Genomic DNA, 20,080 nt, shown 5'->3' with positions numbered 1-20,080 from the left:
GGCACAGACAACGTACGCCATGCCGGACCTGACGCATGTTTCATTTCATCTTGCGCATCGTTGTAGCCGTGGCGATCGTACTTGCCGGCTGCGGTTTTCTTTTCCCCAAGCGCTATGTCGCGCCAAAACCTGGCGAGCCGTTCGCCACCCTGTCGCTGGCCAAGCCCACCAGGCCCAACCCGATACCCATCGAGCCGGTCCAATACTTCGATGTCTTCGACGATGCCAGCTGCGCAAAGGGTGGCCATGGCGGATTTCTGGGCGCACTGACGCCGCCCGTCAACGGCGTGCTCGGGAAGTTGAGCAACAATCAGTCTCGCGAGGCGTATTCGGTTGTCCCCGACAGACAGCTGTTTTTACGTGCACGAATGGTGCAAACGCTCGACTCGCGTCGTCGGAGCCTGACCACAAACAATTGCACCAACCTGGTGACATTCACGCCCGCGCCTGGCGAGCACTATGTCGCTAGCCAGCTCTATGATGATCAACGCTGCCTGCTTACCGTCATCGACGAAAAGACCGGCCTTGCCCCGGCAGATTTGGAAGTTGTTCCGATTTCAGGCGAGTGCCATGCCGACTAGACGCATCCTGATCACGGCACTGGTCGCGCTTCTGGCCGGTTGTGGGATGACGCGCAGCGCGTCGATTTCCTTGTCGACCTTCGATGAGCCACGCGATGGGCCGCGTGCGCGTATCCGCTTGGTCACCGAACGACCCGCACCCGTGCTTTATCCAAACCGCACATGCGTCGGCGGAGCGATCCGTGGCGCCGGAATTGCGCCAAGCTCGCGGCCCGGTCCATTCGGCACGGGCGCAGGGCAGAAGATAGGGATACCTGCCGTTGCCGTCAGCGGAGGACGCTACGTGACTGAAACGCAGGTCAAGGCAGGCGAGCCGCTCACCCTGTCGCTGTCGGCAGGTGGCTGCATGGACAACCGCTGCGTAGTGAACGCACCGCCATGTACCGTAAGCCGCAGCTTTGTCCCTGAGGCCGGCCAGGATTATGTCGCCACCCTCCTGTTGCAAGGGCAGGAGTGCGAGGTGGAGATGTTCCGCATCGTCACCCAGCAGGGACGAACACGCCTCATGGCCGAGCAGACGGTGGCGGCATCGCGTTGCCCCGTTTCAAACTGAACGCCCTGACTTTCCCGCACCATACCCCACGGTATACATTCGCGATCAGGCCGCCGACGGCGGCCCTAGCAAACCCTGGGAGGGGAACCATGCGCAAGACCTTCAAGACCCTGTTGCTCGCGCTGCCGCTGGCGGCCGCTTCGCTGATGGCCCATGCGGCCGATTCGCCGGTGGGCCGCTGGACGACCATCGACGATGAAACCGGCAAGCCCAAGTCGGTGGTGCAGATCGAGCAGGCCGCCAATGGCACGCTGAGCGGCAAGGTGGTCGAGATCCTGCAGTCGTCCAAGGGGCCCAACCCGGTCTGCGACAAGTGCGACGGCGCACTCAAGGGCAAGCCGATCAAGGGCATGACCATCCTGTGGGGCCTCAAGCCCGACGGCACCGCAGTGTGGAGCGGTGGTTCGGTACTCGACCCGGCCAAGGGCAAGACCTACAAGTCCAAGATCACCCTCACCGACGGCGGCAAGAAGCTGCAGATGCGCGGCTACGTCGGCATCGAAGCGCTGGGCCGTACCCAGACGTGGGTGCGTGAGTAATCGGGATTCGAGATTGGTGATTCGGGATTTGCAAGAGCGGGCGTCCTTCGGGGCGCCCTTTTTTGTGCACAGGCGCATTTTGGGGCTTGCCTGCAAGCAGGATCAACGGCTGCCGCTGCTGCAGAGATGGCTAACGCCGCGCGGCTCGACAGGCAGGCGGCTTGATCCTGCTTTGACGAATCCCCAATCCCCAATCCCGGCTCACGACTAATGCGATAATCGCGCGTCCCCCGCATTACGCCCGCCATGACCCGCACCGCACTCGTCACTACTGCCCTGCCCTACGCCAATGGCCCGCTGCATCTTGGCCATCTGGTCGGCTACATCCAGGCCGATATCTGGGTGCGCGCGCGCCGGTTGCGCGGCGACAAGACCTGGTTCGTCTGTGCCGACGACACCCATGGCACGCCGATCATGCTGGCTGCCGAGAAGGCCGGGGTGACCCCGGAAGCCTTCATCGCCAACATCCAGGCCAGCCACGAGCGCGATTTCGCCGCGTTCGGCGTGACCTTCGACCATTACGATTCGACCAATTCGCCGGTCAATCGCGAGCTCACCGAAGCCTTCTACGCCAAGCTGGAGGCCGCCGGCCACATCAGCCGCCGCTCGGTGGCGCAGTTCTACGATACGGCCAAGGGCATGTTCCTGCCGGACCGCTACATCAAGGGCATCTGCCCCAACTGCGGCAGCCCCGACCAGTACGGCGACAACTGCGAAGTGTGCGGCGCCACCTATGCGCCCACCGAGCTGAAGGAACCGAAGTCGGTGATTTCAGGTGCCACCCCGGAACTGCGCGATTCGGAACACTTCTTCTTCGAAGTGGGCCATTTCGACGGCTTCCTGCGTGAGTGGCTGGCTGGCGACGTGGCATTGCCCGGCGTCAAGGCCAAGCTCAAGGAGTGGCTGGATGCCGAAGGCGGCCTGCGCGCCTGGGATATTTCGCGCGATGCGCCGTATTTCGGCTTCCAGATTCCCGGACAGCCTGGCAAGTATTTCTACGTGTGGCTGGATGCGCCGATCGGCTACCTGTGCAGCTTCAAGACGCTGTGCGCGCAGATGGGCGAGGACTTCGCCTCGCATCTGGTGGCCGGCACCCAGACCGAGCTGCATCACTTCATCGGCAAGGACATCGTCAATTTCCACGGCCTGTTCTGGCCGGCGGTGCTGCACGGCACTGGCCACCGCGCGCCGACCCGCCTGCACGTCAATGGCTACCTGACGGTGGACGGTGCCAAGATGTCCAAGTCGCGCGGCACCTTCGTCATGGCGCGGACCTTCCTGGATGTCGGCCTGGAGCCGGAGGCGCTGCGTTACTACTTCGCGGCCAAGTCTTCCGGCGGCGTGGACGACCTGGACCTCAACCTGGGCGATTTCATCGCGCGGGTGAATGCGGACCTGGTCGGCAAGTTCGTCAACCTGGCCAGCCGCTGCGCGGGCTTCATCGGCAAGCGCTTCGACGGCAAGCTGGCTGATGCGCTACCCGATGCCGCCCAGTACGACCGCTTCGTCGCCGCGCTGACGCCGATCCGCGAGGCCTACGAGCGCAACGACGCGGCCAGCGCGATCCGCCAGACCATGGCGCTGGCCGACGAGGCCAACAAGTACATCGACGACACCAAGCCGTGGGTGATCGCCAAGCAGGACGGCGCCGATGCGCAGCTGCAGTCGGTCTGCACGCAGGGCCTGAACCTGTTCCGCATCCTGGTGGCCGCGCTCAAGCCGATCCTGCCGCGCACCTGCGCCGAAGCCGAAGCCTTCCTGTCGGCGCCGATGACCAGTTGGGAAGACGTGGTCCGCCCGCTGACAGCGCACACGATCCAGCCCTACACCGCCCTGTTTACCCGTATCGACCCCAAACTGATCGACGCCATGACCGACGCTTCCAAAGACACGATGGCCGCACCTGCAGCACCGGCAACCACCACCAAGCCCGCACCGAGCAAGGCCGACGCAAAGCCTGCCGCCGTTGCCAATCCCGAATCCCAAAGCACCAATCCCGGCTTCATCGGCATGGATGACTTTGCCAAGCTAGACCTGCGCATCGGCAAGGTGCTGGTGTGCGAATTCGTGGAAGGCTCGGACAAGTTGCTGCGTTTCGAACTGGACGCCGGCGAACTGGGCAAGCGGCAGATCTTCTCCGGCATTCGCGCCAGCTACGGCGAGCCGGACGCACTGGTCGGCCGCAGCGTGGTGTTCATTGCCAACCTGGCCCCGCGCAAGATGCGTTTTGGCATCAGCGAAGGCATGATCTTGTCGGCCGGCTTCGACGGCGGCGCGCTGGCGCTGCTGGATGCCGACAGCGGCGCACAGCCGGGCATGCCGGTCAGGTGATGGGATTGGGGAGTTGGGAATCGGGCATCGTAAAAGCGGAGTCTGCAAGGTCTGCTGATTGCGAGCTTGAGAATCGCCATACCCGGCATCCACACACCGATGTGAGCTTGAGAGGCTGACAAAACGTATTGGAAACACGAACTGATGAGGGATGCGCGAACAGCGCGCTCTCAAGCCCCTCTCCTGCGGGAGAGGGGTTGGGGTGAGGGTACGGGGCGAAGCTCTGGTGTGGTTGTCACTGCACGTGGCTTCGCTCGTACCCTCACCCGCCCCTGCGGGGCACCTTCTCCCCCATGAAGAAGGACAATGTCCCGGTGGGAGAAGGGACATCCGGCACAGCTTCAACCAACTCCAATCCACCATCCACGCCCCAATGCACCTGGCCCTGTTCGACTTCGACCACACCATCACCACCTGCGACAGCTATGGCCGTTTCCTGCGCAAGGTGGCAACGCCGGCGCAGGTTGCGGCGGCCAGATGGCAGGCGGGGCCATGGGTGCTGGGGTTCCGGATGGGCGTGGTGTCTGCCGCCGCACTGCGCGCGCGGGTGACGCGACTGGTTTTCAGCGGCCGCTCGCTCGATGAGATGGACGCGCATGGCGCCGAATACGCGCGCACCGCGCTGCCAGGCATGCTGCGCGGCGAGATGATGCAACGCATCGACTGGCATCAGGCGCAGGGACATGAAGTGGTGCTGGTGTCGGCGTCGCTGGATCTGTATCTGCAACCGTGGTGTACCCAGCATGGGTTGTCGCTGATCTGCAATCGGCTGGAACACGCTGCAGGTGTGCTGAGCGGGCGCTATGCCGACGGCGATTGTGGGCCGCACAAGGTCGCGCGGATTTGCAGTCAATACGACTTGCATCGGTACGACTGCGTGCACGCCTATGGCGACAGCCGCGAAGACAAACCGATGCTCGCGCTTGCGCAACAACGCTGGTATCGCGGGCATCTGCTGCACTGAAATGGCCGCGACGTCCGCCCCTGCACCCGATCTGGTCGAACGCCTCGACCGCCTGCTGCCGCAGACCCAATGCGGGCAATGCGGGTATGACGGCTGTCGTCCGTACGCGCAGGCGATGGCAGATGGCCAGGCGACGATCGATCACTGCCCGCCCGGCGGCGATGCCGGGGCACGCGCCTTGGCGCAGGTGCTGGGCGTGCCTGCACGTCCCTACGATCGCAGTCGCGGCGCACACAAACTGCCGCAGGTGGCCTGGATCGTGGAAGCCGACTGCATCGGCTGCACCAAGTGCATCCAGGCCTGCCCGGTGGATGCCATCGTCGGCGGCGCCAAGCACATGCACACGGTGATCGCACCGTTGTGTACCGGTTGCGAACTGTGTCTGCCGGCGTGCCCGGTGGATTGCATCGAGTTGCATCCGACCGGCTGAGGCTGCGGTCAGCGCGATACCGCGTCCAGTCGATGCCTGCATGTTCATGGATCGGCGCGCAGTCCAGCATGACCACCAGCTGCGAAAGGCGGATTTCGAACTGCGCGACAGGCAGGCGATGCCCCGATCGATCAGTGGCCTGCCGCATGCAGGTTGGAAGGCAGGCATCAAGAACATCGGCACCGCCGCAAGCGGGTTGGCATTGGTCCGAATCTCCGGGTTACAACCGCGTTTGGCTGCGCGCCAGTCGCATGCGCATGCAAACGTGTGCCACCGACATGTCGATGCGCCACGCTGCGGAGCAGTGGCCGCGAGCCACCGCGGACTGCGCGACCTGATCGCGCTGCGCGCGCATGCGCCCACCGTTGGAAACGTTGCACCACGCGCGCGCCGTGGCATATGCCACCACGCTTGCCGTCACTCTCGCTCGCCCATGGCGGCAAGACCACCGGTTGCCACACGAGGCCGTGCCGCTGCAGCACTGTCGCCAACCACTCCCAAGCCAGCCACGCCAGCGCCCACCACCCCGCCGTCAGGAACGTCCTGACGCAGCCGGCGCATCCGTGCTGCGGCCGCGCCCGTATTGGTAGGCACCCCATCGAGGATCTGCCGATGCGTCCACTTGCCGCCACCCTCGCCGCGCTCACCGTCCGTTGCCGGCCGATTCGGCCGTTGTTGCTGCTGGTACTCGGCAGCCTGCCGCTCGGCGCAGGCGCGGTGACGCGGGTGGACGGCGATGCCTTCGATGGCGACAACGGCGCGTTGCGGTATCGCGAGTCGCACTGGTTGCTCGACGATGGCGGGCGGCTGGTGCTGTACCGCTGCCCGGACGGGCGGGCGTTTGCGCGCAAGCAGGTCGACGGCGGCGGCAGCTCGCCTGATTTCAGCCTGATCGATGGACGCGACGGATATCGCGAAGGCGTACGCCAACGCGACGGCGTCCGCGAAATGTACCAGCTCGCCCCGGGCAAACCCGAACGCCGCACCACGCTGCCGTCTGGCGGCGGCGCGCGGGTGATCGATGCCGGGTTCGACGCCTACCTGCGCGAGCAGTGGGACGCCATTGCGCGTGCGCCGCAACAGGTGGACTTCGTGCTGCCCAGCCTGCAGCGGCAGTTGGGCTTCCGGGTCGAACGCCTGGGCGATGCTGCCGGCCAGCGGCGCTTCCGCATCAGCCTGGATGCCTGGTACGGCGCGGCAGTGCCATCGCTGGAGGTGCGTTATTCGCTCGCCGACAAGCGGCTGCTCGAGTTCCGCGGGGTCGGCAATCTGCGCGATGCGAACGGCCGCTATCCGCGCGTGCGCATCGTCTTTCCGGACACCCCCGCGCGGACGGCCAGTGCCGAGGAATTGCGCGACGCGCGCGAGCAGCCGCTGGCCACCTCGTGCAGCGCCCCATGAACCACGCCCGCGCCATCTTCACGTCCGACCACGCGCGCTTGCGTACAACGGCCCGGGCACCCATTCCCGCTACAGGAGCACCGTCGTGGCAAAAGCCTATCTCTGGATCAATGCAGTGCTCTACGTCGTCCTGGCGGTGTGGTGCACGCTCTCTCCGGCCAAGACCGCAACGGCAGTGGGCTATACCCAGCTCTCGCCGGCCGGGCAATCGGAGTATCTGGTCATCTACGGCGGGTTGCAGCTGGGCATGGCGTTCCTGTTCGGCTACTTCGCCTGGATCGACCAAGCCCGCACCGGCCTGGTGGTCGCCCTGGCGTTCTATGTTCCCATCGTGCTGTTCCGCAGCGTCTCGCTCTCGCGCTTGTGGCCGGTCTCCGCACCCACTGTTGCGCTTGCCGGGGTGGAGATCCTGTTGTTGCTCGCCGCGGTGCTGCTGTGGTTCCAGCGCAAGTGAAAGACACGCTCGGCCCAGTCCGGTAGCATCGCCCCCACCTCACCCAACGCCCGACCGCATGAGTGCCATTCCTGGCCACGACGACGATGAGACCGGACGCCTGCTGACCGCCACCGCGGGCGGCGACCGGCATGCTTTCGAAGCGCTGTATCGGCAAACCTCCGCCAAGCTGTTCGGCGTGTGCCTGCGGATGATCCCGCAACGTGCCGAAGCCGAAGAGGTGCTGCAGGACGTGTTCACGCTGATCTGGCACAAGGCCGGGCAGTTCGACCCGAGCCGCGCACGCGGGCTCACGTGGCTGGCGATGATCGCGCGCAACAAGGCCATCGACCATCTGCGCGCCAACGCGCCGCAGCGCCGCAACGTGGCGCTGGACGATGCCGGCGAACTGCGTGCCAGCGATGCCTCGCCGCTGGACCGCACCGAGCGCGCCAGCACGCGCCGGCGCATCGATCACTGCCTGGCCGAACTGGAACCGCCACGCAGCGAGTTGATTCGCACGGCATTCTTCGAAGGCATCACCTACGAAGAACTCGCCGCGCGCACCGATACGCCGATCGGCACGGTCAAGAGCTGGATCCGTCGGGGTCTGGCCAAACTCAAGGCATGTCTGGAACGATGAGTACGCCCTTTCCCATCGACCAGGAACCGCCACGCGACGTGCTGGCCGGCGAATACGTGCTTGGCCTGTTGAGCGCAGAAGAACGCCTGGCGGCCGAACAACGCATTGCCACCGACGGCCAGTTCGCCCAGGCAGTGCTGCAGTGGCAGGAACTGCTGGCGCCGCTGCTGGAGGAAATCGTGGCGCAGACGCCACCGGATCAGGTGTGGGTACGCGTACGCCAGGCGCTGGGCTTCGATACGCCCTTGCGCGCGGTGCCGTCTGCAGCGCCGGTCAGCACGACCGCGCCCGCGGCCCCGTTGTGGAACAACGTGCGGTTCTGGCGCTGGGCCAGCGTCGGCGGCCTGGCCACTGCCGCGGTCTGCGTGCTCGCCCTGCTCAACGTGCGCACGCCGCCGGCACCGGTGCAGCCGCCGTCAACCGGCGAAGTGGTGCAGACCCCGGTCACCCCGCCTGCGACCAATCCGCCTGCCGCGACCGGGATCGCCATGACCTCGACCCTGGCCACCGAAGACGGTCGCCCGGGTTATGTGGCCTTGATGGACGCCGACAAGCACACCATCACGGTGACGCCGCTGGACCGCACCGCCACCGCCGACAAGGTGCCGGAGCTGTGGCTGATCACCCCCGACGGCAAGGCGCATTCGATGGGCACCTTCGACGATCAACGTGCACGCCGTGCGCAGATTCCCGATCAGTTGATGCCCATGTTGAGCAACGAGGCCATTCTTGCCGTCACGCTGGAGCCGCCGGGCGGCGCGCCCGGTGGCGTTGCCACCGGCACCGTGGTGGCCAAGGGCGGCATCAGCACGCTGGCGATGGCTCCCTGATCCAGCGCGCCTAACCTCGCCTGCGGGCACTCGCAGGCGGGGCTCTCCAAAACAGCCTCATCCGCGCCGGACGTCCCTGGCGCGGGCAATGTGTGCGCAGCTGCGCGATTCATTCGCGACGCCAAGCGAACCCCACCCATGCGTGCGACGATCAAGCGGGCTGGTGCATCTGTTTGCCGGCAGCGTCCGTACTGGGTCACGACTACTTATGGAGAATCACGCGTGCCGAGCACTGGCCTGGACCCTCACGCCACAGCGCCCCAGCCCGCCACCGCGCCACCGCGTGCCGGCCTGGCCGCACGCGTCGGCAGTCTGCGTCGCTGGGTGGATTCGCAAGCCGACGAGCCCCTGGACGAAGCGCGTGCCGATCGCATCGACTGGCTACGTGCCGTGCCCTTCATCGCCCTGCACCTGGCCTGCCTGGCGGTGTTCTGGGTCGGTGCATCCTGGTTCGCGGTGGGCATGGCAGTGGCGCTGTACGCGCTGCGCATGTTCGCACTCACCGGCTTTTATCACCGCTACTTCTCGCACCGCGCGTTCAAGACGTCGCGCGTACTGCAATTCGTCTTTGCCGCCATCGGGGCCACCTGCGTGCAGCGCGGGCCGTTGTGGTGGGCGGCGCATCATCGCAACCACCATCGGCATACCGACACCGGCCGCGATCCGCATTCACCGGCGCAGCACGGCTTCTGGTGGAGCCATACCGGCTGGTTCCTGACCCCGCGCAATTTCCGCACCGACTGGGAAGTGATCCCCGACCTACGCCGTTTCGCCGAACTGCGCTTTCTGGACCGCTTCGACATCGTGATGCCGGTGCTGCTGGCGCTGGGGCTGTACCTGCTCGGCGACTGGCTGGCAGTGGCTGCGCCCGCGCTGAAGACCAGCGGTGCGCAGTTGCTGGTGTGGGGCTTTGTGATCTCCACCGTGGCGTTGTTCCATGCCACCTTCACCATCAACTCGCTGGCGCATCGTTTCGGCAGCCGGCGCTTCGACACCCGCGACGACAGCCGTAACAACTGGCTGCTGGCGTTGCTCACCTTCGGCGAAGGCTGGCACAACAATCACCATTTCTTTCCCGGCTCGGCGCGTCAGGGATTGCGATGGTGGGAATACGACGCGACCTGGTACGGACTCACCGCGATGTCGTGGGTGGGGCTGGTGTGGGACCTCAAGCCGATGCCGAAGCTGCTCACCCAGCGCGCCGAACGGGTGAAACGATGAGCGAGGGCAGGATTGCCGTGGTCGGCAGCGGAATCGCCGGCCTCGGCGCCGCGTGGCTGTTGTCGCGGCGCTACGAGGTGACCCTATTCGAGGCAGCCGATTATCTGGGCGGGCATACGCACACGCACGACATCGAGCTGGAGGGGCAGCGTTACGCGGTGGACAGCGGCTTCATCGTGTTCAACCCGCAGCATTACCCGCTGCTCACGCGCATGTTCGCCGAGCTGGACGTGGCCGCGCAGCCGACCACGATGAGCTTTTCGGTCCACGACGCGCGCAGCGGGCTCGAATACAACGCCGGCACCTTGAACGGGTTGTTCTGCCAGCACCGCAACCTGCTCAGCCCGCGCTTCTGGGGCATGCTGGCCGACCTGCGCCGCTTCTATCGCCAGGCACCGGCAGTGCTGCACAGCGACGAGCGTTTCAGCACGTTGGGCGCGTACCTGCAGCGGCACGGCTATTCGGATGCATTCCGCGACCAGCACCTGGTGCCGATGGCGTCCGCGCTATGGTCCTCGCCTTCGCAGACCATTCTCGAATTTCCCATGGGCCAGTTGATCGGCTTCATGGCCAATCACCACATGCTGCAACTGAGCGGGCGCCCGCAGTGGCAGGTGGTGCGTGGCGGGTCCAACAGCTATGTGCGTGCGCTGCGGCGGCGCTGGCAGGTGATCGAGCGCCTGTCCACGCCGGTCCAGGCAATCCGCCGCACGCCCAATGGCGTGGTGCTGAAGGCCTCGCGTTGCGAGGAACATTTCGACCACGTGGTGCTGGCCTGCCATGCCGACGATGCGCTGGGTTTGCTCAGCGACGCCACGCCGGCCGAACGCCACATCCTCGGTGGCATCACCTACCAGGACAACGACACCGTGCTGCACACCGATGCCAGCGTGCTGCCGCGCGACCGGCGCGCCTGGGCAGCATGGAACGCGCACGTGCCGGCCGACCCGGATGCCGCCTGCACGGTGAGCTACTGGATGAACGCACTGCAGTCGATCGCGTCACCGCAGCCGTTCATCGTCAGCCTCAATCGCAATCACGAGATCGACCCGGGCAAGGTGCTGCGGCGCATGCGCTATCGCCACCCGGTGCAGAACGCCGCAGCAGTGGCAGCACAAGCGCGCAAGGCCGAGATCCAGGGTGTGCAGCACACCTGGTTCGCCGGTGCCGCATGGGGCTTCGGTTTCCACGAAGACGGCCTGCGCAGCGGCGTGGACGTCGCGCATGGCCTGGGAGTGCATTGGTGATGCAGCTGCTGCGCGACGCCCACCACGACGCGGTGCCGTTGCCCCCTGCCGAGGGCAGCGGCGCCGGTCGCGTGGCAGCGCCGTTGCGCAGCGCGATCTACACCGGCTGGGTGCGGCACCGGCGCTTCATGCCCAAGGCGCTGCACTTTCGCCATCGCCTGTTCCTGATGTACCTGGATCTGTCCGAGCTGGATCAGGTGTTCGCACGACGCTGGTTGTGGTCGGTGGGGCGCGCCAACCTGGCGCAGTTCCGGCGCAGCGACTATCTGGGCGATGCGCGCATTCCGCTGGACCAGGCCGTGCGCGACTGCGTGCAGACGCACACCGGCGAGCGCCCCGAGGGCGCGATCCGGCTGCTGACCCATCTGCGTTACTTCGGCCACGTGTTCAACCCGGTCAGCTTCTACTATTGCTTCGATCGCCACGACGGCCTGCGCTGGATCGTGGCCGAAATCACCAACACCCCCTGGCAGCAGCGCCACACCTACGTGCTGCCGGTCGCGCAGGCGCGCACGCATCGCGACGTGCATGCGTGGCGCTTCGACAAGCGCTTCCACGTTTCGCCGTTCATGGGCATGCAACACCGCTACGACTGGCGCTTCAGCGTGCCGGATGCGCAGTTGCGCGTGCACATGGATGTGCTGGACGCCGTTGGCGACGATGCTGGCGGTGCCCTCGACAACAGCGGCACGCGCCGCTTCGACGCCACCCTGGTACTGCAACGTCAACCGCTCACCGCGCGCAACCTGGCGCGCACGTTGCTGGCTTATCCGTTGATGACGGTGTGGGTGGTGATTGCCATCCACTGGCAGGCCTTGCGCCTGTGGCTGCGCGGCAACCCCGTCCACGACCACCCTCACCCGCCTGTGCGAGAACCCCGATGAACGCCACGTCCCTGCCCGATCACGCTGCGCCGCGCGCGGCTTCCTGGACGGACCGCCTGCTGCGCAAGCGCCTGCTGGCCACGCTTGGGCAATTGCGCGACGGGCAACTGCAGCTGCATGAAGCCGGCACCGTCACCACGCTTGGCACGGCCACGGGCGCGCAGGCCTTGCAGATGCAACTGCGCGTGATCGACCCCGGCTTTTATCGCCAGGCGGCGCTCAACGGCAGTGTCGGCGCGGGCGAGTCGTATATGGACGGGCAGTGGCAGTGCGACGACCTGGTGGCGTTGATGCGGCTGCTGCTGCGCAACCGCGAGCGGCTGGACGCGATGGAGACCGGCACCGCACGTCTGGGCGGCTGGGCCATGCGCAGCCTGCATGCGTTTGCGCGCAATACCCGCAGCGGCAGCCGGCGCAATATCGCCGCGCACTACGACCTGGGCAACCCGCTGTTCAAGCTGTTCCTGGATGAAAACCTGATGTACTCGTCGGCGATCTTTGTCGACGGCGAAGAGGCGCAGGGGGAGGCGGCACTGGAGCGCGCGGCGACCCGCAAGCTCGAACGCATCTGTCAGAAACTGCGCCTGGCGCCGCACCATCATGTGCTGGAGATCGGCACCGGCTGGGGCGGCTTTGCGCTGCACGCCGCACGCGAACACGGCTGCCGCGTCACCACCACCACCATTTCGCGCGAGCAGTTCGAACTGGCCAACCAACGCATCGCCGCGGCAGGCCTGAGCGATCGGGTGACGGTGCTGTTGCACGACTACCGCGACCTGGAAGGCTGCTTCGACCGCGTGGTCTCGATCGAGATGATCGAAGCCATCGGCCACCAGTATCTGGACACCTACTTCGCCAAGGTCGGCAGCCTGCTGGCCGACGATGGCGAAGCGCTGATCCAGGCCATCACCATCGAAGACCACCGCTACAAGCAGGCGCTGCACTCGGTGGACTTCATCAAACGGCACATCTTCCCGGGCAGCTTCATTCCTTCGGTTGCGGCGATGACCGGCGCGATCGCGCGCGCCAGCGATCTGCGCCTGTTCAATCTGGAAGACATCGGCCCGAGCTATGCGCTGACCTTGCGCGCGTGGCGCCAGCGCTTCATGGCGCAGTTGCCGCAGGTGCGTGCGCTGGGCTACGACGAGCGCTTCATCCGCATGTGGGAGTTCTACCTGGCCTATTGCGAGGCTGGCTTTCTGGAACGCTCGATCGGCGATGTGCATTTGTGGCTGAGCAAACCCGCTGCACGCCCGCCGCAGTTCGTGCCTGGCCTCACTGCCGGCGCATGAAGCAGCTCGGCAACTACCTCGGCCTGCAGGTGCTGTGGCTGGTCGCGGTCGGTTCCGCTGCGCATGCGCGCATCTGGCCGACGCTGCTGGCGCTGGCGGTCTTCGCGCTTTACCAGCTGTGGCCTTCGCGACGCGCGCCCGGCGACGTGCAGTTGATGGTGGCGGCCTTGTCGCTGGGATTGCTGCTGGACACCACGCTGGCAGCGGGCAATTGGGTGCGCTACGCCGCGCCGTGGCCGGGCAGCCTGCTGGCGCCGCCGTGGATCCTGGCGTTGTGGCTGGGCTTTGCGCTCACCCTCAACCATTCGCTGGCCACGGCAATGCAGCGGCCGTGGCTGGCGGTGCTGCTGGGCGCCATCTTCGGGCCGTTTTCGTACTGGCTGGCGCAACGCAGCTGGCACGCGGTGGAATTTCAATCGCCTTACCTGCATGCCGTGCTTGCCGTGGGCATCGGCTGGGGCGTGGCCTGCGGCGTGTTGTCGCTGTATGCACGCCGGCTGGCGCGACCATTGCCCGATGACCCCACTGGAGAACTGCAATGAATGCCTGGCCGCTGCTGCATGTGGGCGTGTTCGCAAGCGTGGTGATGGTGATCGGCTGGCTGTGGCAGCGTCGCAGCGGCAACGCCGGCCCGGTCGATGTGTTGTGGGCGGGTTGCCTGGCGGTGGCTGCGCCGTATTGTGCGTGGATGTCCGAGGGCGCACTGCTGCCGCGCGTGCTGGTGGCGGTGCTCGGGGGCGTGTGGGGGGCGCGTCTGGCGCTGCATCTGGGCGTGCGCGTCTTCGGCGACCCGCATGAAGACGGCCGGTACCGCGCGTTGCGCGAACATTGGAACGGCAGCCAGAGCAAGTTCCTCGGTTTTTTCCTGGCACAGGCCGGGGTGGTGGTGCTGTTCGCGGTGCCGTTCCTGGCCGCGGCGAGCAACCCAAACGCGGAATGGAGCGCATGGACAGGCATCGCGATCGTCGTGTGGTTGATCGCGGTCGGTGGCGAGGCGTTGGCGGACCGGCAGTTGTCGGCGCACAAGGCCAACCCGGCCAATCGCGGCAAGACCTGTCGCGCCGGGCTGTGGCGTTATTCGCGTCACCCCAATTATTTTTTCGAGTTCGTGCACTGGTTCGCGTATCTGGCGCTGGCCGTCGGTGCCGGCCCGTGGCCGGTGGCGCTGTGCGCGCTCGGGCCGGTGGTGATGTTCGTGTTTCTGTATCGCTTCACCGGCATTCCTTACACCGAGCAGCAGGCGCTGCGCTCGCGTGGCGAGGACTATGCCCGGTACCAGCGCAGCACCAGCGCGTTCTTTCCGCTTCCCCCTTCGTCCTGATTTGCCTGGAGAGTTGCATGTCTACCGTTATCGTCCCGCCCTCCGCGCAGCCCGAAGAAGCCTTCGCCACGCGGCTCGCCGAATCCGGTGTGCTGCCCGACGCCGTCTTGCGCCACGGCATCCGTCGCCTGTGCGCGCAGCGCCTGCGCGATGAGCGCGGCAACGATGCCGATGCCAACGGCGAGCGGCAACGCGCCTTCATCGACAGCCTGCGGGCCAGCGCGATCGCGATCGAAACCGATGCGGCCAATCGCCAGCATTACGAATTGCCGCCGCAGTTCTTCACCCTGTGCCTGGGCCGCCGGCTCAAGTACAGCAGCTGCTACTGGGATGCCACCACGCCCAATCTGGATGCCGCCGAAGAACGCATGCTGGCGCTGTACGGCGAGCGCGCCGAACTGGCCGATGGTCAACGCATCCTGGAACTGGGCTGCGGCTGGGGCTCGTTGACCCTATGGATGGCCGAGCGCTATCCGAACGCCAGCATCATGGCGGTGTCCAACTCGCGCCCGCAGCGCGCGCATATCCTGGAGCAGTGCCGCGTGCGCGGGCTGAGCAACGTGCAGGTGATCACTGCCGACGTCAACGCGCTGACCCTGCCACCGGGCGACTTCGATCGCGTGGTGTCAGTGGAAATGTTCGAGCACATGCGCAACTACCGCGACCTGCTCGCACGCGTCGGCAGCTGGCTGGCACCGGGCGGCAAGCTGTTCGTGCACATTTTTTGCCACCGCGATCTGGCCTACCCGTTCGAAGTGGTCGGCGAAGACAACTGGATGGGCCGGCATTTTTTCACCGGCGGGCTGATGCCGGCGGCCGATACCCTGCTGCACTTCCAGCAGGATGTGGTGATCGAACAACGTTGGCTGCTGTCGGGCGAGCATTACGAGAAGACCGCCAACGCCTGGCTGGAAAACCAGGACCGCCACCGCGACCAGATCATGCCGCTGTTGAAGCAGACCTACGGCGACGACGCGCAGCGTTGGTGGCAGCGCTGGCGGATGTTCTGGCTGGCCTGCGCGGAATTGTTCGGCTACGACCACGGCCGCGAGTGGGGCGTGGCGCATTACCGCTTCGTCAAACGTTGATTGCACCGCCGGCAGCCGTTGCGAACATGACTGCCGGCCACCATGCACCGCGCGTGCTTGCGCGCACTGCGACAACCGCGCAGCAGTCACCTGGTTGCGCTGAAGCGCTGCGTGCCATCGCGCGCACCGCTTCAAGCGCCGCACCCAGTGGCGCGATCAGCCCGCCGCAGCGGTCACCACGATTTCCACTTTCCACTCCGGCCGCGCCAACTTGGCTTCAACGGTGGCGCGGGCAGGCGTGAAGCCGTGCGGCACCCACTCGTCCCAGGCCTTGTTCATGCCATCGAAATCGGCGATGTCGGCGAGGAAGATCTCCGCACGCAGGATCTTGGTCTTGTCGCTGGCCGCCAGCGCCAGCAGCTTGTCGATCTCGCCCAGCACCTGGCGGGTCTGCCCGGTGATGTCCTGGCTGGTGTCCTCGGCAATCTGGCCAGCCAGGTAACACACGCCGGCATGGACGGTCATTTCGGACATACGCGGACCCGCATCGAATCGCTGCAGCATTTCAGGCTTCCTACGGTTGATTGACCCCTGCATTGTCCCGCGAATGCGGCAGACGTGCAGCCCCGTCGCGCTCGCAGCGCGCCAACACGGTGCCCGCGCGCACCATCCAGGCCACGATCAGCACGATGGCGATCTTCTGGCTGATGCCCAGGGGTGCGCTGGTCACGGTGACATGGAACAGCAACACCGCAAACGCTGCCCAGCCCAGCGGGAAGGCCGAAGGAAAGTGTGCACGCCACCGCACATCGGCCCGGAAGTACCACGCCTGCAGCAATACCGCGGCAATCACGCACAGAAACGTCGTATCCGCCGACAACACATGCACCATCGCGGCCGCCTCCGGCGCCAGCTCGGGCATCCAGCTGTCGCCGATCGAGACCATGCACAGCCCCAATGCCGCCATCCAGAACAAACCCAGCACGGTGCGGCTGCGCGCGGCCGGCGCCAACGCCGCATACAGCCCCAGCGCCAGCCACGCCATGCTGGCGGCCAGCAGGCAGTAGGCGGTGCGCAGCAACAGGCCATACGGACCGTGCAGATAGGCGCTCAGTTGCGCATCCACCCACCAGAGATCGCGGCGCAGCCATTGCAACACCAGCACCAGCCCGATGAAGACCATGCCAGCGGCGGCGGCGATGCGGCCGGCGTGGCCGCTCCAGCGCGGCGGCATGGCCCGCGCGTGCGGCGCAAACGTTGGGGAATCGGGTGGAGTGCGCATCAGCAGCCTGTCTGCCTTCCAACTGTCATGGCTGTCCTGTCGTGTTCGTTCGGCACGCGTGTGCGGCTTTGCCCTATGATGCGCGCGGCCGGCCCGCACGGACACTGTGTCGGTACGATCGAACCACGCGTTCACTGGATGTCGGCACCTTCGCAACCACGCTGCATGCACCCTCAACCCGACCGGCCCATGCATTGCAAACGCGCGCGCGGCACACCTCGTGCATGCACCCTCCTTCCCTTTCAGCAGATCCCGTTGCCCTCATGACGGATACCCCCGCGTCTTCCGAAACGTCCGCCAGCGGTTGGCGTCGCGCCTTGCCGGTCATCATCAGCCTGGCGATCCTGGCGATGGCCCTGCATGCGCTGTCGTCGCAGTTCACCGACCACGGCTACCGCCAGATCCGGCATGCGTTCCGTGCGCTGGGCGCGGGGCAGATCGCACTGACGCTGCTGCTCGGCCTGAGCAGCTACGCGTGCCTGGTGGGCTTCGACTGGGTGGGGCTCAAGCGCACCGGCAAGCAGCTGCATCCGGCACGGGTGGGCATCACCGCCTTCATGGCGCATGCGGTCGGGCAGACATTGGGCTTTGCCGCACTCACCGGCGGCGCCGTGCGACTGCGCGGCTACGGCAGCGTGGGCCTGACCCTGGCCGAGATTGGCCAGGTGGTGCTGATGAGCACCCTGGGCTTCATCTTCGGGGCCTGGGTGCTGCTGGGTCTGGCATTGCTGCTGGAACCGGAAGCGGCCGCGCGCGCGTTGCCGATCACTGCGCAGGCCATCCGCATTGCCGGCATCGCCCTGCTGGTCGGCTACAGCGCCATGCTGGCGCTGGTCGGCAAACAGGGCCGCGAGTTCGGCATCCGCACCCACCGGTTCTGGTTACCGGACCGCACCACGGTGCTGGGCGTCACCGCACTGAGCGTGGTGGAACTGGGCCTGGCCGCGGCCGCGTTCTACGTGCTGCTGCCGCCGGACCCCGGTACCGGCTACTTCGGCTTCATCGGCATCTGGCTGGTGGCCGTGGTGGCCGGGCTGATCTCCACCGTGCCGGCCGGCCTGGGCGTGTTCGAGTGGAGCCTGCTCAAACTGCTGCCGCACGTGACTCCCGCCGCGGTCCTGGCCGCGGCGCTGGCCTACCGCGTCACGTACTACATCGTGCCACTGCTGATCTCGGTGGCCATGGCGGCCGCCTCCGGGCTGCGCGCGCCGGTACGCGTCGGCGCCAGCACCGCGCGCACCGTGTGGAAGACCCTGCGCCCGTGGCTGCCGCAGATTCTGGCGTTGGCGGTGTTTGCAGTGGGTGCCGCGCTGGTGATCGACGGCACCCTGCCGACACCGCGCGCGCGCCAGGAAGTGGCGCCGCTGCCGCTGATCGAAACCTCGCACCTGCTGGTCAGCCTGGGCGGCATGATGCTGCTGCTGATCGGCCAGGGCCTGCAGCGCCGCAGCCATGCGGCCTGGGTGCTGGCGCTGGGCGTGTGCTTGCTGCTGCCGCCGTTGGCGCTGCTGCGCGGCAGCCATATCTCGGTGTCGTTGTCGGCGGCGCTGGCAGCGGTTGCGCTGTGGGCGGCGCGACGCGAGTTCTATCGCCAGGGCGCGCTGCTGGACGAAGCCTGGTCGTGGCGCTGGCTGAGCAACCTGGGCCTGGTGCTGGTGGCCACGTTCTGGCTGCTGTTCTTCGTCTACAGCCATGTCGAATACAGCAACGATCTGTGGTGGCAGTTCGCCACCTCGGCCAATGCGCCGCGTGCATTGCGCGCCGCGCTGATCCTGTGCGTGGGCGTGATCGTGTTCGGCATGGCGCGCCTGCTGCGTGGTGGGCGCAGGCCGATGCCGGCGGCCGATGCGCAGACGCTGCAGACGCTGGCACCGATCCTGGCCACCAGTACCGATACCCAGGCCTGCCTGGCGCTGACCGGCGACAAGGCGTTTTTGTTGGATGAGCAGCGCCGTGGCTTTGTGATGATGCAGCGCTATGGGGGTTCGTTGATTTCCATGGGCGACCCGGTCGGCCCGCCGGAGGTGGCGTGCGCGCTGATCTGGCGCTTCCGCGAAGAGGCCGACCACATGGGCCTGCGCCCGGTGTTCTACCAGGTCGGCGAACGGTACTGGCAGACCTATCTCGACATGGGCCTGACCCTGGTCAAGCTGGGCGAAGAGGCGATCGTGCCGCTGGAGGGTTTCACCCTGGAAGGCCGCGACCGTGCCGACCTGCGCCAGGCCTGGAACCGCGGCAAGCGCGGCGGCCTGAGCTTCCGCATGCTGCCGCCCGAACAGGTGGAGGAGGTATTGCCGCGCCTGGCCGAGGTGTCGGAACAATGGCTGGAAGAAAAATCCGGCGAAGAGAAAGGCTTCTCGCTGGGCAGCTTCGATCCGGATTACCTGCGTCGCTTCCCGGTGGCGGTGGCCGAGGTCGAAGGCCAGATCGTGGCATTTGCCAACGTGTGGTGGGCACCGGCCGGCGGCGAACTGTCGGTGGACCTGATGCGGCACAGCGCGCAGGCACCGAAGGGCACCATGGACTTCCTGTTCATCGAGTTGTTCCTGTGGGGCCAGGCCAACGGCTACACGCGGTTCTCGCTGGGCATGGCGCCGTTGTCGGGCCTGGCCGAACATCGCCTGGCCGGGCGCTGGAACCGCTTCGCCAGCCTGGTCGCGCGGCACGGCGAGCGTTTCTACGGATTCAGCGGTCTACGCCGCTTCAAGTCGAAGTTCGCCCCGACCTGGCGTCCACGCTATCTGGTCGCCCCCGGCGGCATGCATCTGCCGGCCGCCTTGCTGGATGTCACCCGCCTGATCTCGGCCGATCCTGGGCGGCAGGAGTAAGCCCGCGCGCGACGCTGGCGCCGAACATGCAGGTCCGGCCGCGTTCGCTGGCGCCCACCGGAGCGGATTGACAACGCAGGAGCACGCCGTTTCCGGCAATCCTGGTGTGCGGAGCAGCGGTCGCAGACCGTGAAAGCGCGGTGCCACCTCCGCGGGCCAGCGCATGTGGGGCGGCATGGATGCCGCCATCGAGCTTCCAAGGATGGATTCACAGCGTGTCGCGATTCCGGACCGGACCCGGCACCGTGCCGCCGACCAGGACACGGTCGGCG

At 66.5% G+C, this 20,080-nt stretch carries 20 protein-coding genes; 18 read left to right on the top strand and 2 right to left on the bottom strand.

Translation table 11 applies throughout. The annotated features are described in order from the left end of the window. Positions 1–35: 35 nt before the first annotated feature. The 17 genes from J7396_RS03095 to J7396_RS03015 all read left to right on the top strand — a co-directional run bounded on the left by J7396_RS03095 (position 36) and on the right by J7396_RS03015 (position 15,758). A complete protein-coding gene (locus J7396_RS03095; protein WP_041469517.1) occupies positions 36–581 on the top strand; it encodes a hypothetical protein in 546 nt (181 codons plus the stop codon). After that, positions 571–1,134: a hypothetical protein gene (locus J7396_RS03090; protein ID WP_209260941.1), complete on the top strand. Its 564-nt coding sequence runs from the start codon at positions 571–573 to the stop codon at positions 1,132–1,134. The genes J7396_RS03095 and J7396_RS03090 overlap by 11 nt, the downstream gene beginning before the upstream one ends. Positions 1,135–1,223: 89 nt before the next feature. Then, complete coding sequence (locus J7396_RS03085; protein WP_003485424.1) at positions 1,224–1,673, top strand: DUF2147 domain-containing protein; 450 nt, start codon at positions 1,224–1,226, stop codon at positions 1,671–1,673. Between the two features lie 246 nt (positions 1,674–1,919). Then, entirely contained in the window at positions 1,920–4,004 is a 2,085-nt protein-coding gene (metG, locus tag J7396_RS03080; protein WP_209260940.1) for a methionine--tRNA ligase, read from the top strand. Positions 4,005–4,377: 373 nt separating this feature from the next. Then, on the top strand, positions 4,378–4,968 hold the full coding sequence (locus J7396_RS03075) for an HAD family hydrolase (protein ID WP_008578249.1): 591 nt from the start codon (positions 4,378–4,380) through the stop codon (positions 4,966–4,968). A gap of 1 nt (position 4,969) precedes the next feature. Continuing rightward, positions 4,970–5,398, top strand: coding sequence for an Rnf electron transport complex subunit RnfB (gene rnfB, locus J7396_RS03070; RefSeq protein WP_008578248.1), 429 nt, complete (start codon positions 4,970–4,972; stop codon positions 5,396–5,398). A gap of 612 nt (positions 5,399–6,010) precedes the next feature. Next, the gene (locus J7396_RS03065) at positions 6,011–6,799 is read left to right on the top strand and encodes a hypothetical protein (protein WP_029820842.1); all 789 of its coding nucleotides are present in this window, start codon (positions 6,011–6,013) and stop codon (positions 6,797–6,799) included. A gap of 85 nt (positions 6,800–6,884) precedes the next feature. Next, positions 6,885–7,253 (top strand): hypothetical protein, encoded by a 369-nt coding sequence (locus J7396_RS03060; protein ID WP_008578245.1) that lies wholly within the window; start codon positions 6,885–6,887, stop codon positions 7,251–7,253. Between the two features lie 58 nt (positions 7,254–7,311). Continuing rightward, complete coding sequence (locus tag J7396_RS03055; protein ID WP_003485439.1) at positions 7,312–7,875, top strand: sigma-70 family RNA polymerase sigma factor; 564 nt, start codon at positions 7,312–7,314, stop codon at positions 7,873–7,875. Further along, positions 7,872–8,705 (top strand): anti-sigma factor, encoded by an 834-nt coding sequence (locus J7396_RS03050; RefSeq protein WP_008578243.1) that lies wholly within the window; start codon positions 7,872–7,874, stop codon positions 8,703–8,705. Before J7396_RS03055 ends, J7396_RS03050 begins: the two co-directional genes overlap by 4 nt. Before the next feature lie 222 nt (positions 8,706–8,927). Beyond that, positions 8,928–9,926, top strand: a complete 999-nt coding sequence (locus tag J7396_RS03045; RefSeq protein ID WP_209260939.1) for an acyl-CoA desaturase — start codon at positions 8,928–8,930, stop codon at positions 9,924–9,926. After that, positions 9,923–11,173 carry an FAD-dependent oxidoreductase gene (locus J7396_RS03040; RefSeq protein WP_209260938.1) on the top strand — a complete coding sequence of 417 codons (1,251 nt, stop codon included), beginning with the start codon at positions 9,923–9,925 and terminating at the stop codon, positions 11,171–11,173. Before J7396_RS03045 ends, J7396_RS03040 begins: the two co-directional genes overlap by 4 nt. Then, a complete protein-coding gene (locus J7396_RS03035) occupies positions 11,173–12,057 on the top strand; it encodes a DUF1365 domain-containing protein (protein WP_029819006.1) in 885 nt (294 codons plus the stop codon). Before J7396_RS03040 ends, J7396_RS03035 begins: the two co-directional genes overlap by 1 nt. After that, the gene (locus J7396_RS03030) at positions 12,054–13,349 is read left to right on the top strand and encodes a cyclopropane-fatty-acyl-phospholipid synthase family protein (protein WP_209260937.1); all 1,296 of its coding nucleotides are present in this window, start codon (positions 12,054–12,056) and stop codon (positions 13,347–13,349) included. The genes J7396_RS03035 and J7396_RS03030 overlap by 4 nt, the downstream gene beginning before the upstream one ends. Beyond that, positions 13,346–13,891, top strand: coding sequence for a DUF2878 domain-containing protein (locus J7396_RS03025; RefSeq protein ID WP_008578238.1), 546 nt, complete (start codon positions 13,346–13,348; stop codon positions 13,889–13,891). Before J7396_RS03030 ends, J7396_RS03025 begins: the two co-directional genes overlap by 4 nt. Further along, positions 13,888–14,670, top strand: a complete 783-nt coding sequence (locus J7396_RS03020; RefSeq protein ID WP_008578237.1) for a DUF1295 domain-containing protein — start codon at positions 13,888–13,890, stop codon at positions 14,668–14,670. Before J7396_RS03025 ends, J7396_RS03020 begins: the two co-directional genes overlap by 4 nt. A gap of 17 nt (positions 14,671–14,687) precedes the next feature. Continuing rightward, complete coding sequence (locus J7396_RS03015; protein WP_209260936.1) at positions 14,688–15,758, top strand: cyclopropane-fatty-acyl-phospholipid synthase family protein; 1,071 nt, start codon at positions 14,688–14,690, stop codon at positions 15,756–15,758. 156 nt (positions 15,759–15,914) lie between these two features. Here J7396_RS03015 and J7396_RS03010 read toward each other — a convergent pair whose 3' ends face one another. Further along, positions 15,915–16,262, bottom strand: coding sequence for a RidA family protein (locus J7396_RS03010; protein ID WP_008578235.1), 348 nt, complete (start codon positions 16,260–16,262; stop codon positions 15,915–15,917). 10 nt (positions 16,263–16,272) lie between these two features. Then, positions 16,273–17,151: a DUF998 domain-containing protein gene (locus J7396_RS03005; RefSeq protein WP_306460196.1), complete on the bottom strand. Its 879-nt coding sequence runs from the start codon at positions 17,149–17,151 to the stop codon at positions 16,273–16,275. Between the two features lie 92 nt (positions 17,152–17,243). Between J7396_RS03005 and mprF the strand changes: the two genes are divergently transcribed. After that, positions 17,244–19,808, top strand: coding sequence for a bifunctional lysylphosphatidylglycerol flippase/synthetase MprF (mprF, locus tag J7396_RS03000; RefSeq protein WP_031421814.1), 2,565 nt, complete (start codon positions 17,244–17,246; stop codon positions 19,806–19,808). Positions 19,809–20,080: the final 272 nt, after the last annotated feature.

The sequence above is a fragment of the Xanthomonas sp. A1809 genome, from assembly GCF_017746015.1.
GTDB lineage: Bacteria > Pseudomonadota > Gammaproteobacteria > Xanthomonadales > Xanthomonadaceae > Xanthomonas > Xanthomonas euvesicatoria.
The sequence above is the reverse complement of the archived record's forward strand: the minus strand, read 5'-3'. Positions and strand labels throughout refer to the sequence as shown.

What these genes read in the sequence shown, in the direction of transcription:
- J7396_RS03085 (WP_003485424.1), top strand. Translation starts at nt 1,224, where the DNA reads ATGCGCAAGACCTTCAAGACCCTGTTGCTCGCGCTGCCGCTGGCGGCC.
- J7396_RS03025 (WP_008578238.1), top strand. Translation starts at nt 13,346, where the DNA reads ATGAAGCAGCTCGGCAACTACCTCGGCCTGCAGGTGCTGTGGCTGGTC.
- J7396_RS03095 (WP_041469517.1), top strand. Translation starts at nt 36, where the DNA reads ATGTTTCATTTCATCTTGCGCATCGTTGTAGCCGTGGCGATCGTACTT.
- mprF (WP_031421814.1), top strand. Translation starts at nt 17,244, where the DNA reads ATGACGGATACCCCCGCGTCTTCCGAAACGTCCGCCAGCGGTTGGCGT.
- J7396_RS03075 (WP_008578249.1), top strand. Translation starts at nt 4,378, where the DNA reads ATGCACCTGGCCCTGTTCGACTTCGACCACACCATCACCACCTGCGAC.
- J7396_RS03010 (WP_008578235.1), bottom strand. Translation starts at nt 16,262, where the DNA reads ATGCTGCAGCGATTCGATGCGGGTCCGCGTATGTCCGAAATGACCGTC.
- J7396_RS03050 (WP_008578243.1), top strand. Translation starts at nt 7,872, where the DNA reads ATGAGTACGCCCTTTCCCATCGACCAGGAACCGCCACGCGACGTGCTG.
- J7396_RS03035 (WP_029819006.1), top strand. Translation starts at nt 11,173, where the DNA reads ATGCAGCTGCTGCGCGACGCCCACCACGACGCGGTGCCGTTGCCCCCT.
- J7396_RS03090 (WP_209260941.1), top strand. Translation starts at nt 571, where the DNA reads ATGCCGACTAGACGCATCCTGATCACGGCACTGGTCGCGCTTCTGGCC.
- J7396_RS03055 (WP_003485439.1), top strand. Translation starts at nt 7,312, where the DNA reads ATGAGTGCCATTCCTGGCCACGACGACGATGAGACCGGACGCCTGCTG.
- J7396_RS03015 (WP_209260936.1), top strand. Translation starts at nt 14,688, where the DNA reads ATGTCTACCGTTATCGTCCCGCCCTCCGCGCAGCCCGAAGAAGCCTTC.
- metG (WP_209260940.1), top strand. Translation starts at nt 1,920, where the DNA reads ATGACCCGCACCGCACTCGTCACTACTGCCCTGCCCTACGCCAATGGC.
- rnfB (WP_008578248.1), top strand. Translation starts at nt 4,970, where the DNA reads ATGGCCGCGACGTCCGCCCCTGCACCCGATCTGGTCGAACGCCTCGAC.
- J7396_RS03040 (WP_209260938.1), top strand. Translation starts at nt 9,923, where the DNA reads ATGAGCGAGGGCAGGATTGCCGTGGTCGGCAGCGGAATCGCCGGCCTC.
- J7396_RS03030 (WP_209260937.1), top strand. Translation starts at nt 12,054, where the DNA reads ATGAACGCCACGTCCCTGCCCGATCACGCTGCGCCGCGCGCGGCTTCC.
- J7396_RS03065 (WP_029820842.1), top strand. Translation starts at nt 6,011, where the DNA reads ATGCGTCCACTTGCCGCCACCCTCGCCGCGCTCACCGTCCGTTGCCGG.
- J7396_RS03020 (WP_008578237.1), top strand. Translation starts at nt 13,888, where the DNA reads ATGAATGCCTGGCCGCTGCTGCATGTGGGCGTGTTCGCAAGCGTGGTG.